Source organism: Dictyobacter alpinus (assembly GCF_003967575.1).
Classification (GTDB): domain Bacteria; phylum Chloroflexota; class Ktedonobacteria; order Ktedonobacterales; family Ktedonobacteraceae; genus Dictyobacter; species Dictyobacter alpinus.
Genome location: NZ_BIFT01000001.1, coordinates 4638249 through 4654588, shown reverse-complemented (window position 1 = coordinate 4654588; position 16340 = coordinate 4638249). Strand labels below are relative to the sequence as shown.

The following is a 16340-nucleotide window of genomic DNA, read 5'->3' as shown; positions in this document are numbered from 1 at the left end:
TTTCTTTCTATGATATAAGTGCGCCCAGGCAGGTGGACGCCGCACGGATCGTCTCTTCGAGCATAGCATCCTCAAGAGCAAGCGAGATGAAACAGGACTCAAATTGGGATGGTGGAAGATAGATACCGTGCTCTAACATGTTCCAGAAGTACTGCGCAAAGCGCGCCGTATCTGAATGTTTGGCAACGGTATAATTGACAACTGGCTCTGCGTTAAAGTACAGGCAGAACATGGCGCCGATACGCACAAAGCTGGCCTGGATATGGTGGTCCTGGAGCGCCTTTGTAAAGCCTTCTTCAAGCACCTGACCCTTACGCTCAAGCTCCTGATATTGTCCAGGCTTACGCAACTCGGTCAGGGTAGCGATGCCCGCGGCCATAGCTAAAGGATTACCCGAGAGCGTACCGGCCTGATACATAGGTCCAAGGGGGGCGACCAGAGACATAATCTCGCGGCGTCCGCCATAGGCACCAACCGGCAGGCCACCACCAATAATCTTACCAAAGCAGGTGAGATCAGGCGTAATCTGCGCACGCTCCTGCATGCCGCCGAGCGCGACGCGGAAACCGGTCATCACCTCATCAAAGATCAGGACCGCATGATGGCGTTCAGTCAACTCGCGCAAGGACTCCAGAAAGCCTGGGGTGGGCGGGACAAGTCCCATGTTGGCCGCGATTGGCTCAACGATGACGGCGGCGATATCATCGGGATAGGTCGCAAAGAGTTGTTCAACGGCTGCAGTATCGTTATACTCGGCGGTCAGTGTATTCTGCGTCGTCTGAGCCGGCACGCCAGGACTATCGGGGAGTCCCATGGTAGCCACACCAGAGCCGGCCTGCACCAGCAGCATATCGGCATGTCCATGATAGCAACCGCTAAATTTGATAATCTTGTCGCGACCAGTATAGGCGCGGGCCAGGCGGAGAGCGCTCATCGTCGCCTCGGTCCCCGAATTGACAAAGCGGATCATCTCAACCGAAGGCACCGACTCGATAACCAGGCGAGCCAGTACATTCTCAGCCTCTGTGGGAGCCCCAAAGCTAAAGCCGCGCTGACTGGCATTGATGACCGCCTCAACCACCGAAGGATAGGTATGACCAAGGATCATCGGACCCCAGGACTGCACATAATCCAGGTAACGGTGGCCATCCACATCATGTAGATAGGCCCCATTGGCGCGCTCAATAAAGACAGGCTCGCCACCCACGCCACGAAAAGCACGTACAGGACTATTCACGCCCCCTGGCAGCAACTGCTGGGCCTCCGAAAAAAGCTCCTGCGAACGAGCCAGCGAAAACGCGCCAGAATGTGATGTCTGCATAAATTATCCCCTCAAAATCCTAACCTACGCCCCAAGCGACTCCAGTATCTGATCGAATGGCTCGGCCACACAGGTATACATTGGAGTATCGCGTAAGGTATACATACTGGCCTCGGTCTCACGTAACTCCTGCACCAGATCCAGGAAGTCATGAATATTATCAGTCTCAAACGCCACCACGAACTCCTGGTCATCGATACCAAAGGAGTAGGTCGTATTCAGCGAGACACTCGGATAGGTGAGGCCGACACGGATATGCTCACCCATCATGCGCTTGCGATCTTCCATCGGCAAGGCATACCAGGCACGCGTCTTGATGAAGGGATAGACAAACAGATACTTGCGATCCTCAGGAGTAATTACCAGGCGGGGATCATGGGCACCGCGAGCGTTTTTACCTACATAGACCGAGCGCTTGGTCATCGACAGCATCGAACGTTCCTCACGCAGGTAGGGTCCCATCAGACTGCGGCGCACCAGACTACTGAAACGGCGCAGATTATCCACATCATAGGTCGCCTGCCAGATCATAAAATCGACATCTGAACGCAGACCATAGAGCGAGAAGCTGCGGATCAGCTCATCATCGGCCGCGTAATCGGCGTAGAGCTGCTTGAGTTGCTGCTTGCCTTTGGCGCGTACATCTTCAGGCAACAACTGCCACTGTGGATCCAATTTATAGAAGCTAAAGCGCACTAACTGACGAGGCTGCTTTGGCTTTGGTCGAGCCGCGGCTGGCTGCGCATCAGACTGTGGGGTAGCATTGTCAGCAATTGAAGTTACTTGATCTGCCATTATTTCTTTTCCTTATATAACACTAGTGCATGCACCAGACCCTCGATAGTGAACTCGGTCGCCTCAATATCAACGTTGAGGCCAAGCTCGCAAGCCGTCTGTGATGTAATGGGACCAATACTCGCCAGGAGTACCTGCTGCCGCACCAGTTTGAGGGCGTCAGGGGCACAGCTGTTCAGCCAGGAAACAAAATTGCGTACGGTTGAAGAACTGGTAAAGGTTAAAATATCGAGTTCGCCCTGCTGGAGTTGCAGCAGGATCTCACGTCCGCGCTCATCGTCGCGTGCGACGGTCTGAGTATAGTAGGCAGGCACCTCATCAACCAGCGCACCAGCTGCGCGCAGCTCCAGCGGCAGAATCTTACGCGCCTCAGCGGCCCGGGCCAGCAGCACACGCTGTCCCTTCAGTGAGATACCACGCTCCTGCGCATCATTCAGCAACGCACTGATCACGCCTTCAGCAATATATTCATCAGGAACCAGATCGGCATGTAAGCCATATTCAACCAGCGCCGCCGCCGTGGCTGGTCCAATCGTAGCGATACGTACATTTTGCATGGCCGCGGGCTCATAGCCGAGGTCGCGCAGACGCTGCATACAGATATGGACACCATTGGTGCTGGTCAACACCAGCCAGTCATAGTGTTCAGCCGCAGTAGGAGCATAGAGACGGCGCAAGGCTGCATCCAGCTCAGTCCAATCCGTAGGAGGAACGATATTGATGGTTGGAAACTCAATGGGAGTAGCCCCCAGGCCACGTAAACGTTCACTAAGCGCACTGGCCTGTTCACGTGTACGCGTCACCAGGATGCGCTGGCCCGCTAAAGTAGCAACAGAATTCCTAGACATTGAGACGCTCCCGATCCCGAGGCAGCGTGAGCTCCTGGATAATCTCCTGTGCACCCTGAACCAGAGCCGACTCGGCCAGTGAGACACCGAGTTGATCCGCCTCAGCCAGAGTCGAATGTTCATTCCAGGAAATAGCCTGCTGCACTCGAATGCGTCGCTGACCATCCAGGCTGGCGACGATACCTGCAATCGAAAGAGTTTGGTTGGCAATAGTACTATGGGCCGCCACCGGTAGATAACAGCCAGCGCCCAGGCGGCGCATAAACATACGTTCAGCGGTCGTTGTCGCCTCAACCTCAGCATCGCGCAGGGGAGCCAGTAGCTCCAGAATGCGATCATCGGCCCGGCACTCAAGGGCCAGCGCCCCCTGACCGGGAGCCGGCAACATCAGCTCAACGGGTAAGTAGGTCAGACGATCAGCCAGTTGCTCCTGTAAACCCAGGCGGTGCAGGCCAGCCGCCGCCAGCACAATCCCATCATACTCGCCCGCATCCAGCTTACGCAGGCGCGTATCAACATTCCCACGCAAAGAAAGAATACTCGACTCGGGAGCAAAGTCCCGCAGTTGCGCGGTACGGCGCAGGCTACAGGTGCCGATGCGCAAGGAAGCCGGAGAAAAATTCGTGGCCGCAACGGGCTGCAAACGGCGATCCTCCAGTTGGAACGGCTCACGCGACACAAAGACATCACGTACATCCTCGCGTGGTCCCACAATCACCAGCCGCAGATCATCAGGCTGGACCGTTGGTAGATCCTTTAAACTATGCACGCCCAGATCAATTCTTCCCTCATGTAAGGCCCGCTCAATCTCGGTCACAAAGATTCCATCTGTGCCAATTTGAGAAAGAGGAACATTGGTTACACGATCGCCGGTCGTATGAATATGTTCAACAACGATCTCAAGGCTTGGCCACTGCTGGCGTAATCGCTGGACAATCCACTGGGTCTGGGTCATGGCGAGCTTGCTGGCTCGCGTTCCTATCGTCAGTCGCATGATTATTCTCTTCTAAATTAAACAGATAGCGCATAGCTTCAGCATAGATATGCCCCTGGCCGACCGCCGCCGCATCTTTTAAACGCAGCATGGGAGTATGTAATAATTTATTCATCAAACGATTCGTAAGTTCCTGCACCGCCGCCATCTCACGCTCCGAGAGCGTAGGAGATAACTGACGCATCGTACGGGCCAGCTCTTGCTGACGTAGCGTGTCCGCCTTGCGTCTTAGATCACTGATCGTATCCACCACACCTAGCGAGCTCAGCCAGCGCTCAAAGGACTCAACCTCCTGCGCGATAATCGACTGCACATGCTCAACTTCCAGTAGACGTAGCTGTATACCACGTTCAGCCTCGGATTGCAGATCATCCACATTGTATAAATGTATATGAGTCATGTCGCCGACAGCGGGATCGATATCACGCGGCAAGGCAAGATCGATTAATAATAAAGAACGATCCTCGCGCTGCCGCATAATAGGCTCGATAATATCTGGTGTAATAATCGCATGGGGAGCTTTAGTAGAACTAATCACCACATCAGCATCCAATAATGCCTCAGAAATTTCTTGAAAAGGACGCAGGGTGGCCTGTAAGGATTCAGCTAATTCAACAGCATGGGCATGGGTACGATTAATAATGACAATTTGTTGGGCCCCATTATCCTTTAAATTACGGGCCGCCAGCTCGCTCATCTTACCCGAACCGATCAGCAACACATTCGCTTGATGGAAATCTGGCAGCAGATGACGGGCCAATTGGACCGCAACATGGCTCAAAGAGACCGCATTGCGACTGATGGCTGTCTCGCTGCGAGCTCGCTTCCCCGCTACTACAGCAGCCCGGAAGAGAGCAGAGGTCACAGGTCCGGCATGGCCACTGCCCTGCGCAATCTCTAATGCATCCACCACCTGACCCTGAATCTGCGGCTCACCTGGAACCAGAGAATACAGGCCACTCGCAACCCCAAAGAGATGCGCGACCGCCCGCTCATCCAGAAAGCAATAGCAATGTGACTCAAGTTCAGCCAACGGCACCTGTCGCGTCTCGCTCAAAACACGCAACAGATCCAGGCGCCCCTGGACTGCATCCGAGCATACAGCATACAGTTCAACACGATTACAGGTAGAAAGAAAAACGCACTCGCTCGCTACCTCTCGGGTCGCCTGAAGCTGCTGGGGAATATAACGCGCAGAACAAGCGAGGCGCTCACGCAATGCAATAGGGGCCGTAGTATGATCGACGCCAATAACAATGATATGCATGCAAACCTCATAAACCTCTAAATAATTTTTAGTCTATAGAGATTTTAGCGTTTTTTTTGGGTTAGTCAAGGCTGAATTTCCCGATATCTTATCAGGAGAACACCCTATATATCCTGGTATACCGTGAAACAAGCTGAAGATCCACACAGGCCAGGGGGTAATTTTCGATGTAGCCAGTACCAGTACCTATTTACCTCAGGCCTCCTGAAAGCTGGACCGATATGGGTTGCACAGGTTGTTTGAAAGGATGAGAATGCTATTACCCATTCTCTGTTTCGCGAACATCAAGATAGGTGCATAGGGTGACGCGGAGGGAAAAAAAGAGCATGCCTCCTGTGGTACGCGCTCGGGCTGATGGCCTCTTAATTTCATCCTATGTATTATCCTTTGCTATTGTCCGCACTCGGGCACTAAAGTGCACCATTATGTTATGTTGTGTGGTGGGTGGCGGCAGGGCAGGCGCGCGCCTGCCCTGCCGCCACCCACCACACAACATAATGTTATTTGTGACCTTAGCGGTTAGCAAGTTCCTCTACCAGCCTGCCATGCTTCACTTGAGAAGAGATCAGGATCTGTGCTCCAGCCTCTCTCCCCTAACCTGACGACGCATAAAGCGGGGATGCAAGGGGCGGCCAGCCCCTTGACTGGGGGTTCGGGGGCTGTGCCCCCGGCCTCTCTCTCCTCCTCCCGCCTGCGTAGCAGGCGAACAAAACCACCCACAGCACAACAACAAAGTACTGGTAAGTGCATCCATATTTCCCAATAAAGATAGCAACTAGTAGCAACATACCTTTTTTTCGGATATGATTACAGTAATATGCTACAATGTTCTCTCTTCTAATGAAAAATATTATACGACGCTATTCAGTACCAACCCTGATTCGATGCTAAAAAAGATCAGGGAGCCAGCACAACAAAGGTGAGGTAAATGCTTTTCTGCCCTAAATGTCAGACAGAAGTACCAGACAAGGCGCGTACTTGTCACAACTGCGGTTTTTACCCGATCAACACAACCAGTACATTGGCCGCACCAGCCAGAGAATCATATCAGCCTGCGACAATGCCTCCCCAAAAAAATCCACAACCATCTCTACATACTTATACAAATCAGGACCAGTCTTTATTTCCTCCTGCGCCCAATAGGGCTCCTGTCAGTCCTCCTCAACGTCCAAATAGGGGCGTGTCAACAACCAGTCAGCCACTACGCCGCCTGAATGGTTTTAAAGCTGCTCGGGTAGCACCAGACAAAGCAGCCACGCCTGAACAGTCAGCGCAAGCAGAAACTCCAATCCAGCCACAAAATGTGGAGAAGCCGGAAGCGCCAGCGAATAAGTTGACGCTCACACAGCGCTACAGCGCCGATCAGTCAACTAAAATGGTCGCGGCAGCCTCACAATTAGAGCCAGCGATTGAACAGGATAATGCAACCAATCCTAAAATTCCAGCGATCCCTAAAAAGCCAGCGGTTCCGAACACACCGTCTATACCCAATACGCCTGCGGTCCCAGAGGCGGCGGCTCTACCTGACACGTCTGCGGCCCCAGAAATGGCCTCTATACCTGACACGCCAGCGATCCCAGAAGCGGTGGCCCTACCCAATACGCCAGCTACTCCTGATGCTGCTGCCAGTAAGTTGACGCTGACACAGCGCTATGTTGCCGAGCAGTCAACCACAGTAGTAGCCGCAGCCACACCTGAGCAGATTCCACCTCAACCAGAATGGAAAAAAGAGCCAGAAAAGCCAATCCTGACTCCGGCCCAGGCCAGAGCCATCCAGGGTATCTTACGTCCAGCCTATATCGCCAGCACCAAATCAGTTGTGCGAACCCGCTATAAAACCAGGCATATTCAGCACGCAGACTTCTGGATATTCTTTGCCATCATCATCGGCCTGATTGGCCTGCTTGGCATCTATATATTTATATCCTACCATGGCACAAAGGTTTATTATCCCCATGAGCAGACACGCACCATCACGCTAGTACACACCACCTCTGTAAAAAAGATATAGCCAGAAGGAGACCAGTCCAGATACAACAGGGAACCATAACTATAGAGGAATAGTGGCTCGTAGGTAGCGAGAAAAAGTTGTATGATATAGAAAAATTCATTGGCACGTTGACGGCTCGTGTAAAAAGTGGTGGACTGGGCCCGAGCCGTCATGCAGGAGCAAATTATCTATGATTCATCTTGATCCGCGTTTTACTGCTATCATCAGCGTCCTGTTCATTGTGATGGGACTCTTCAATTTGTATGTGGGACTGAAACGGCTGAGAACCTTGCGGGCGCGAGGCTATAAAACGACGTGGTATAAGCAAGTCGGACTCCTAACGGGTATTGAATATAGCCTGCTCGGCATTGTCCTGCTACTCAATTTAGGAATTTCAACTGGCTTCTTCCCAGACTCACTGGCGGCGGTGATTGTGCCGCTCTACACGATAGTTCTGGTTCTGGCGGCGGCAGTGCTGCTATTAATTCTTTTCCAGGGCATCACAGCCTCACGACGCCGCTCACAGAACGCAAAAGCACCTATCACAACCCCACAGGAAGTAGCAGGTAGTGTAGAGAAAGAGTTAAACCCACAGCAACGAGCCGAGCAGGAGCGTCGTCGTCGTGATCGACGCAAAAAAGCGGCAGCCGCCCGCCGGCGCCAATCGGGTCGTGCTTAAATAGTGCTAACCACAAAGCAATTTTCCTCAACACATTTCAAATTCCCCTCAATGCATGCTCGCTACTTCAGTCGAGCATGCATCTAAATTACGCGCCTGAAACGTGAACATACAGAGAGATTAAAAAGTATCGGCATAAGTTATTATAATGGACTGCACTTCTTTTAGAAGTACCTATGTATTTTCATTCTATAAAATATTGAATATATGGGTCGCTTTAAAATCTCATAAATTTGCTATATGTATTGCTTGAAGGCATACAAATAAAATGGGAGGTTAGCATATGTCTGATGCAAACCAGATCACAACGGCATCTTTGCTTCAAGAAATCAGGCAGCAATTTGGCTTTATTCCTCCTTTTTTTAATGCGGTACAGGTCAATACTTCCCTGCTGCATTCACTATGGAGGCAGACACGCGCCGCCTACATCGAGAATCCATTGCCAGCATTGCTCAAAGAAAAGCTTTTTCTCTACCTATCCTACGCTTGCCGTATTCCATATGATCTACACTACCACTGCGTCCTCTTACATACGACCTATAGCTTGAGTGAAAACGAGATCCTGGCACTACTCAATGCACCGGTGCCAAATGAGCAAGAAATAACCCAGCATCTCGAAAAATTACGCAATATTGCCGAACCACTCAATGCCTGGCCAACCAAAGATGTAACCCTGGAGACGCGCTTCTTCTCCTGCGTGGCCTATATGTTTATGCAAAAACAAAAATCGGGACAATGTCGTAAGGAGTTGAAGCGCCTGCTCGGTAAATATTACGTCTTTTTGATAGCGTTTTTCAACTATATGTATACCTGCCACAATTGGATGCAGGCCTATCCAGAAGCTTTCAAAAGCAAGGACGAATACTTTACCAGGTACTTTGGCGAAGGAACACGGTTGTCTATCTTGCTTGAGGAACGTTTACAGCAGATCAAAAAAGATCAGCAGTTAGCGGACCAGGGTCAGACGGACGTAGATCCAACAAATATAAACATAGTCCAGGAAACGAATGAGCGCATCAATCATTTCCTGGGTATTACGGCCCATGAGCTCAAGACGCCGATCACAACCATCAAGGGCACCATCCAGATTTTGTTGCGCACCGCCAGACGAGAGCTCAAAAAGACCAGTATTACGCTGGAAGAATACAAAAATACGCTAGAGTCACTGCAGCATCTCCTCAACCGGGCAGATAACCAGGTACGTCGTTTAACTCATTTGATCAATGATATTGTCTACATCTCACGTATCCAGGAACAAAAACTGGAGCTCAAACTAGAACGGCACAACCTGACCAGTATCATCCAGGAGGTGGTCGACCTGCACACCCAGTTGTATCCGAATAGAACGATCGACTTTAACGAGCGGCCTGATGATGATCTGCTAGTATTACTGGATCGTGATCATATCGAGCAGGTAATTACCAATTATCTGTCGAACGCCCTCAAATATAGTTCCATGGAACATCCAGTCCAGATCTCGATCAAACATGAAGATGGCAAGGTACGTATGCAGGTACAAGACTATGGTCCTGGTATCTCGGCCATAGATCAGGAGCATATCTGGGAACGCTTCTATCGTGTACAGCAGACAGAGGTGGTTAGCGGTTCGGGGATCGGCTTTGGCATTGGTCTCTACATTAGCCGCTCGATCGTTGAAAAACATGGTGGTGAAGTAGGAGTGCACAGCATTCCAGGCCATGGCACGACCTTCTGGTTCACACTCAATCATCAAGAAGAGAACGAACTGGCAGCAAAATAAAAGAGGAGAGAGAAGACGGCAATCGTCTTCTCTCTCCTCTTTTGTTAGCTACTTTTCAGCCTGACGCCAGGCTGCCTCAACACATTGTCGCATCAGGAGCGCATTTGTTAAAGGTCCAACACCACCGGGGACAGGTGTGAGCGCACCAGCCACTTGCTGGACACCATCAAAGTCTACATCCCCCACCATGCCACCTTCCGGCAGCGCATTAGTACCCACATCAATAACTGTGGCACCGGGCCGCACCATCTCGGCAGTCACCAGCCTGGCTCGTCCAACCGCCGCCACCAGGACATCGGCCTGGCGCGTAAAGGATGCCAGATCAGGAGTACGAGAATGGCAGATCGTGACCGTGGCATTCTGCTGTAATAGCAACAATGCCAGTGGCTTTCCTACGACATTACTGCGTCCAAGTACGACCACATGCTTGCCTGTCAATTCGATTTCGTTACGCTTCAAGATCTCGATCACAGCGGCCGCGGTCGAAGGCTGAAAGCCGGGCAGTCCCAGAGCAAGATTGCCCGCGCTGACCGGACTGATGCCATCAATATCTTTCTCAGGCGCAATGGCATTCGTTACCAGATCCTGGGGCAGATGAGCGGGCAGAGGCATCTGCACGATAATGCCATGCACACGAGGATCCTGATTAAGGCTGGACAGCAGGGCCGAAAATTCCTGGGCGGCCGTCTGCTCAGGTAGCAGCTCTAAGCGAGCCTCAACCCCAACCTCACGCGCAATCTTCATGAGAGCTTTACTATAAAAGCCGGATGCCGCATCCCCCTCAACGCGCACAATAGCGAGTCCAGGAGCATACGTATACGTGTCGAGAAAGCGCTGAACGTCGGCACGTAGCTCGGCCTTCAATGTAGCGCTCAGTGTACGACCATTGAGGAGTGTTGCGCTCACGCCTTACCTCCTACAATCACAACCACTTCCTGGCCCGCGGCCGAAATAGCATCCAGGCCAGCATTCAAGCGGCTATTCAGGGAGCGCACCTGTTCAGCATCCTTCAATGAGTTCAGATTAGCCCGCACCATCCAGGCCGCGCCTGTACCGGCGGCCGAAGCCATCATCGCGGCCGTAGCGATATCGCTCAGGACGTTCTTGTTACCAATCTCGGCGATACGCTGACAATGTCGGACCAGATCGACCGCGCGTTCAATCATCTCAAGCGGCACCAGGGCGGCGGCCAGCAGGCCTTCTTGAATGGCCTGGGTACGTGTAGCCTTCTCTTCAGCGCTCGCACGTGGCAATTTAAAGCTGGCCGAGAGTTTGCCATACGCATCTATATCAGCCTGAATCAATTCCTGAAAACGCGTGCGCAACTGTTCCGTCTGCGCCAGAATGCCTTCAATTTCAGGATGGACTGCGGCATAATCAGCTTTACTCAGTGTCAAACGTGAGACCATACAGGCCAAGGCCGAGCCCATCGCGCCACTGATGGCCGCGGTAGAGCCGCCGCCCGGAGTAGAGCTCGATGAGGCTAGATCATCAAGGTAGGTTTGTAAGGGTTTGTCTAGATACATATTCCACACTTCCATTTCCAATTTCGGGTCTTTCGTTTATGCTTGCATTCTAGCACCCAGGCTGGACATGCGTCGAGTCTGGGCTATATTAGTTCCTCTTTGGCGCCTGCGGCGCCAGATTGGGGATGTGGAGTGTGTGTGGGGCGCGGCCGCGCCCCACACACACTCCACGCTTGAAGTACTGTCGAGTTCATCTCTCCCGGCGCACTACACCACACTCCACAGTGAAAGATTGTGGTCAGGCTTTATGGTCTAGGACTGCCACCTGCGACCAGTCGCCAAAGGAGAGGCCGGCTGCATTGACAGATACGCCGCGCAACCAGGCTGGTAGCAGGGCCGCCAGTTGCTGATGATCCAGGGGCACAATTACAGCCTGGGAGAGCAACTGCTGTTCCGCTTGCTGATAGAGGGCCAGTCGCTCGGAACCTGTTTGGGTTTCGGCCTGAGCTAGCAAGCGATCATAGTCGGGATTATGCCATTGGGACACATTTTGGTCCGAGGAAGATAGAAATGGCGAGGTAAACAGATATGGATCGGCGATCGTGGTTTGCCAGGAGATAATGCCGAACTGCACGTCATGGTTGGCCAGCGCCTGCTGGTATGCCTGATCTTCAAGCGGACGCAGATTCACCTGGATGCCCAGATTCTTTTTCCAGGCACTCTGCAAGGCTACTGTCATGGCCGGAGTCACCCGCGAAGTGGGATAGGCAAAAGTAATAGCTGGCAAGGGATCGACTGATTTGAGCAAAGACTTCGCTTTAGTAGCATTAAACGTGTCTGCCTGGGGCTGATAACCCGGCATCGCGGTTGGTAGCAAAGTCTCGGCTGGTGAGACCGACGAGTTCAGCACCGTCTGGGCGAAATCTTTTTTGTCCAGCGCATGCGCAAATGCCTGGCGTAAGGCCAAATTATCAAATGGAGCCTTGCTGGTATCAAAGAAGAAAGCATCCGTCTGCAACTGCTCGGGACGTGAGAAACCCTTCAATTTTGCCGCCGGCAACTGATCCTGCGGCGCCAGATCCCACACCAGATCGTAGCGGCCCGCACGATTGGCGGTATAGGCTACCCGAGGGTCATTGACAAAATAAACATTGACCTGCTTGAGGACTGGTTTGTTGCCGGCATAATGGGGGCTCGGGACCAGCGTCATCTTCACAGCCCGTGTCAGATCCTTAACCACAAAAGGACCACTCCCAAGTCCCTGCATTGCACCCTCGACGGACCAGGGCTGCTCACCATAGGCTGCCATGAGTTTTTGGTTAACCGGAGCGAAGAGCGGACTGGCCAGGGCGGCGAGAAAATAAGGGGCTGGTTTCGTCAGGCTCACCCGCAAGGTATGATCATCGCTGGCCTGCACGCCTGATAGGGTTTTACTCTGGCCTGCATGCAGTTCGCGCGCCCCTTTGATGATAGACATCAATGTAGCCACCTGGGAAGACGCATTAGCGGGCCGGGCCGCATAGGTCCAGGAATCCACATAGGAACGGGCCGTAACCGGTGAGCCATCACCAAAGGTCAGATCGGGCTTCAAATGAAAGGTATACTGCTTCTGGTCAGCAGAAATTGTCCAGGTTGCCTGATCAGACACTGGCTGTAAATTATTATCGGTCCGCACGAGTCCGCTATAGAGCATACTGTACAGGATTTTCGTGCTGGCGGTCGGCTCGCTCGTTGGATCAAAAGAAGGGACATCCGCGGTCCCGATCAGCGGAATCGTCAGGACCTGATCTGAGGCCAGGGTGGGCTGGCCATTGGTGAGCGTTATCGTTCCGCTGGCAGGGCCACCACAGGATGTCAATAATAGAAGGGCTGTACAGAGCATGAGCAGGGTGGCGCTTAGCCGCCGTACACGTATATATGGGGAACGATAATACATTCCTGGACCTCTCTTTATAAGCACGTTTTTTTGGATTAGCAAACTATTGAGACCATTATAACGGACCTTGCCGTTAAAGACAAAGAGGGGCCTGAAAGGTCATGTTTAGCAGCAGCAATGACCAATGGGGTAACTATACGACAAACAAAAAAGACCTTACTCGTGCTGAGTAGGGTCTCCTGTGTTCTTGATCAACCGAAATACGGTATATCCTCAATTTTGCCGAGTCACTGGTCAGCCATGATTGAAGCTGAGAAGCACTCACGCGAGGTCCACGATGAAGATACATATGTGAAACAAGCCGTACGATCATTAGGGCGACTTCGCTACGCCTGTTACCAGGTGTCCACGTGTCGTCTATCTACCAGGTCGTCTTCCTGGGATCTTGACTTTCCGAAGAAAGTGGGAAAACTCGTCTTGGGTGCGGCTTCGCGCTTAGATGCTTTCAGCGCTTATCCCTTCTCGACATAGCTATCCAGCTCTGGCCCGGGCGGGCCAACTGGCGCACCAGCGGTCGAGCCATCTCGGTCCTCTCGTACTGGAGATGACGCCCCTCAATTTTCCTACGCCCACGACGGATAGAGACCGAACTGTCTCGCGACGTTCTGAACCCAGCTCGCGTGCCGCTTTCATGGGCGAACAGCCCAACCCTTGGGACCTACTCCAGCCCCAGGATGCGACGAGCCGACATCGAGGTGCCAAACCTTGCCGTCGATGTGAACTCTTGGGCAAGATAAGCCTGTTATCCCCGGGGTAGCTTTTATCCGTTGAGCCACACTCCTTCCACTCGGGAATGTGGGATCACTAAGCCCGACTTTCGTCCCTGCTCGACCTGTCCGTCTTGCAGTCAAGCTCCCTTCTGCCTTTGCACTCTTGCGGGTGATGTCCATCCACCCTGAGGGAACCTTTGGGCGCCTCCGTTACTCTTTGGGAGGCGACCGCCCCAGTCAAACTACCCGCCTGATCTTGTCTACGTCCCGGCTCACGGTGACGTATGAGAAACAAACCGCAACGAGAGTGGTATTTCACTGTTGTCTCCCCCTCCCCCAAAGGGAAGGGTTCTCCGACTCCCACCTATGCTACGCACGCTTCAACTCGTTTCCAGGTCAAGGTGTAGTAAAGCTCCACGGGGTCTTTTTGTCCTGTCGTGGGTAACCCGTATCTTCACGGGTACTTCAATTTCGCCGAGTCCTCTGTCGAGACAGCGCTCAACTCGTTACTCCTTTCGTGCGGGTCGGAACTTACCCGACAAGGAATTTCGCTACCTTAGGACCGTTATAGTTACGGCCGCCGTTCACCGGGGCTTAGATTCGCAGCTACGTACACCGCTCCTCGTAACCTTCCGGCACTGGGCAGGAGTCAGCCCCTATACTTCCGCTTTCGCGTTCGCAGAGACCTGTGTTTTTGGTAAACAGTCGGTTGAGCCAATTTCTTGCAACCCCCTCACGCCATCCCGAAGGATATCGCTACTAGGGCACCCCTTCTTCCGAAGGTACGGGGTCAATTTGCCGAGTTCCTTAACAGAGGGTCGCTCGATCACCTGGGGAGATTTCCCCCTGCCTACCAGTGTCGGTTTGCGGTACGGGCGGAGAAGATTCTGGCGAGAGGCTTTTCTCGGCGGCGTAGGGGCCAATGACTTCCGCAGACTTGCGTCCGCTCGCTGCACGTGTCATGCACAGGAAACCGGGATTTTCCTCGGTTTCGCACTTCGCCGTACAGACCCATCCTGTCCAATCGATGGGCTCACCTTCCTTACCGCGTCCCCCCATTGCTCATCACAAATTTCTCCGGTGCAGGAATGTCCAACCTGCTTGCCATCGCCTACGACTATGACGTCCTCGGCTTAGGACCCGACTCACCCTGGGACGATTGACGGTGCCCAGGAACCCTCAGGCATTCGGTGTGTCTGGTTATCACAGACATGACGCTACTCATTCCGGCATTCTCACTTCTGATCGCTCCACCAGTCCTCACGGTCTGGCTTCTCTGCTCCAGAACGCTCCCCTACCAATCCTGCCTAAACAGGATTCCATGGCTTCGGTACCTCTCTTAAGCCTCGATACGTTGTCGGTGCCACGACACTCGACCAGTGAGCTATTACGCACTCTTTAAATGGTGGCTGCTTCTAAGCCAACATCCTGGCTGTTTGGGCGTTGTGACCCCCTTTGACACTGAGAAAGGATTTGGAGACCTTAGCCGATGGTCTGGGCTGTTTCCCTTTTGACGACGAAGCTTAGCCCCCGCCGTCTCACTTGCATGCATACTGTCCTGGCATTCGGAGTTTGGTTGAGTTTGGTAACCAGCACTTGGCCCCTAGCTCATTCAGTGCTCTACCTCCAGGATAGTGTTTCATACAGCTGTACCTCAATACATTTCGGGGAGAACCAGCTATCTCCGTGTTCGATTGGAATTTCTCCCCTATCCACAAGTCATCCCCCAGTTTTGCAACACTGGTGGGTTCGAGCCTCGACGGACTGTCACATCCGCTTCACTCTGCTCATGGATAGCTCACACGGTTTCGGGTCGCATCGCCGCAACATCCGCCTTGTTCAGACTCGGTTGCCCTGGGGCTCCCCAGCTTTAGCGCTGGTTAACCACGCTACGACGATGCACTCGCCGGATCATTCTACAAAAGGCACGCCATCAGCCCTTAGTTCCGCAACGGAACAGTGGCCTCTGACTGCTGGTGAGTACGTGGTTTCAGGGTCTGTTTCATCCCCCTCTCGGGGTGCTTTTCACCTTTCCCTCACGGTACTTGTTCGCTATCGGTCGCTAAAGATGTGTAGCCTTGGAGGGTGGTCCCCCCAGCTTCCCACAAGGTTTCACGTGCCTCGTGGTACTCAGGATCCTGGCCGATTTGAGCTTTCCGTCCTTTACGGGACTCTCACCCGCTCTGGTCACGCTTTCCAACGTGTTCAAGTAAAATGCTCTCCTGTGTTGCCAGTCCTACAACCCCGACCATCTCGAAAGATGATTGGTTTGGGCTCCTCCCGGTTCGCTCGCCACTACTACGGGAATCTCGGTTGATTTCTTTTCGTCGAGTTACTGAGATGTTTCAGTTCACCCGCTGCCCCCCGTCACTGCCTATGTGTTCAGCAGGCGGTCTCCAGACATCACTCTGGAGGAGTTGCCTCATTCGGAATCTTGGGGTTCATCGCTTGTATGCAGCTCCCCCCAAACGTTTCGCCGGTCTCCGCGTCCTTCTTCGGTCTTTAGCGCCAAGGCATCCACCTCGTACTCTGTGTAGCTTGTTCTCTTCTCTTCATCATGTTTGATCTGTGAATG

Annotated in this window: 11 protein-coding genes and 1 rRNA gene; 3 read left to right on the top strand and 9 right to left on the bottom strand. The window is 52.8% G+C overall.

From position 1 onward, the window contains the following. Positions 1-7: 7 nt before the first annotated feature. From hemL to hemA, 5 genes are read right to left on the bottom strand one after another with little or no spacing between them, the layout of a single operon-like run. On the bottom strand, positions 8-1321 hold the full coding sequence (hemL, locus tag EL633_RS18415; protein WP_126628587.1) for a glutamate-1-semialdehyde 2,1-aminomutase: 1314 nt from the start codon (positions 1319-1321) through the stop codon (positions 8-10). 24 nt (positions 1322-1345) lie between these two features. Further along, the gene (locus EL633_RS18410; RefSeq protein ID WP_126628586.1) at positions 1346-2116 is read right to left on the bottom strand and encodes a chlorite dismutase family protein; all 771 of its coding nucleotides are present in this window, start codon (positions 2114-2116) and stop codon (positions 1346-1348) included. Beyond that, positions 2116-2964: a uroporphyrinogen-III synthase gene (locus EL633_RS18405; RefSeq protein WP_161982239.1), complete on the bottom strand. Its 849-nt coding sequence runs from the start codon at positions 2962-2964 to the stop codon at positions 2116-2118. Before EL633_RS18405 ends, EL633_RS18410 begins: the two co-directional genes overlap by 1 nt. After that, positions 2957-3958 carry a hydroxymethylbilane synthase gene (gene hemC / locus EL633_RS18400; RefSeq protein WP_126628584.1) on the bottom strand — a complete coding sequence of 334 codons (1002 nt, stop codon included), beginning with the start codon at positions 3956-3958 and terminating at the stop codon, positions 2957-2959. The genes EL633_RS18405 and hemC overlap by 8 nt, the downstream gene beginning before the upstream one ends. Continuing rightward, complete coding sequence (gene hemA, locus EL633_RS18395) at positions 3864-5225, bottom strand: glutamyl-tRNA reductase (protein WP_126628583.1); 1362 nt, start codon at positions 5223-5225, stop codon at positions 3864-3866. Before hemA ends, hemC begins: the two co-directional genes overlap by 95 nt. Before the next feature lie 1180 nt (positions 5226-6405). Between hemA and EL633_RS18390 the strand changes: the two genes are divergently transcribed. From EL633_RS18390 to EL633_RS18380, 3 genes are all read left to right on the top strand, one after another. Beyond that, positions 6406-7236, top strand: a complete 831-nt coding sequence (locus EL633_RS18390; protein ID WP_126628582.1) for a hypothetical protein — start codon at positions 6406-6408, stop codon at positions 7234-7236. A 169-nt stretch (positions 7237-7405) separates the two neighbouring features. Continuing rightward, on the top strand, positions 7406-7894 hold the full coding sequence (locus EL633_RS18385) for a hypothetical protein (RefSeq protein WP_126628581.1): 489 nt from the start codon (positions 7406-7408) through the stop codon (positions 7892-7894). Between the two features lie 283 nt (positions 7895-8177). Next, positions 8178-9653 (top strand): sensor histidine kinase, encoded by a 1476-nt coding sequence (locus tag EL633_RS18380; protein ID WP_126628580.1) that lies wholly within the window; start codon positions 8178-8180, stop codon positions 9651-9653. Between the two features lie 48 nt (positions 9654-9701). Here EL633_RS18380 and EL633_RS18375 read toward each other — a convergent pair whose 3' ends face one another. The 4 genes from EL633_RS18375 to EL633_RS18360 form a co-directional block, all read right to left on the bottom strand. Beyond that, entirely contained in the window at positions 9702-10559 is an 858-nt protein-coding gene (locus EL633_RS18375) for a bifunctional 5,10-methylenetetrahydrofolate dehydrogenase/5,10-methenyltetrahydrofolate cyclohydrolase (protein WP_126628579.1), read from the bottom strand. Continuing rightward, positions 10556-11179: a cyclodeaminase/cyclohydrolase family protein gene (locus EL633_RS18370; protein ID WP_161982238.1), complete on the bottom strand. Its 624-nt coding sequence runs from the start codon at positions 11177-11179 to the stop codon at positions 10556-10558. Before EL633_RS18370 ends, EL633_RS18375 begins: the two co-directional genes overlap by 4 nt. Positions 11180-11417: 238 nt before the next feature. Then, positions 11418-13055, bottom strand: coding sequence for a peptide ABC transporter substrate-binding protein (locus EL633_RS18365; RefSeq protein WP_126628577.1), 1638 nt, complete (start codon positions 13053-13055; stop codon positions 11418-11420). A gap of 292 nt (positions 13056-13347) precedes the next feature. Continuing rightward, a 23S ribosomal RNA gene (locus EL633_RS18360) occupies positions 13348-16309 on the bottom strand. Positions 16310-16340: the final 31 nt, after the last annotated feature.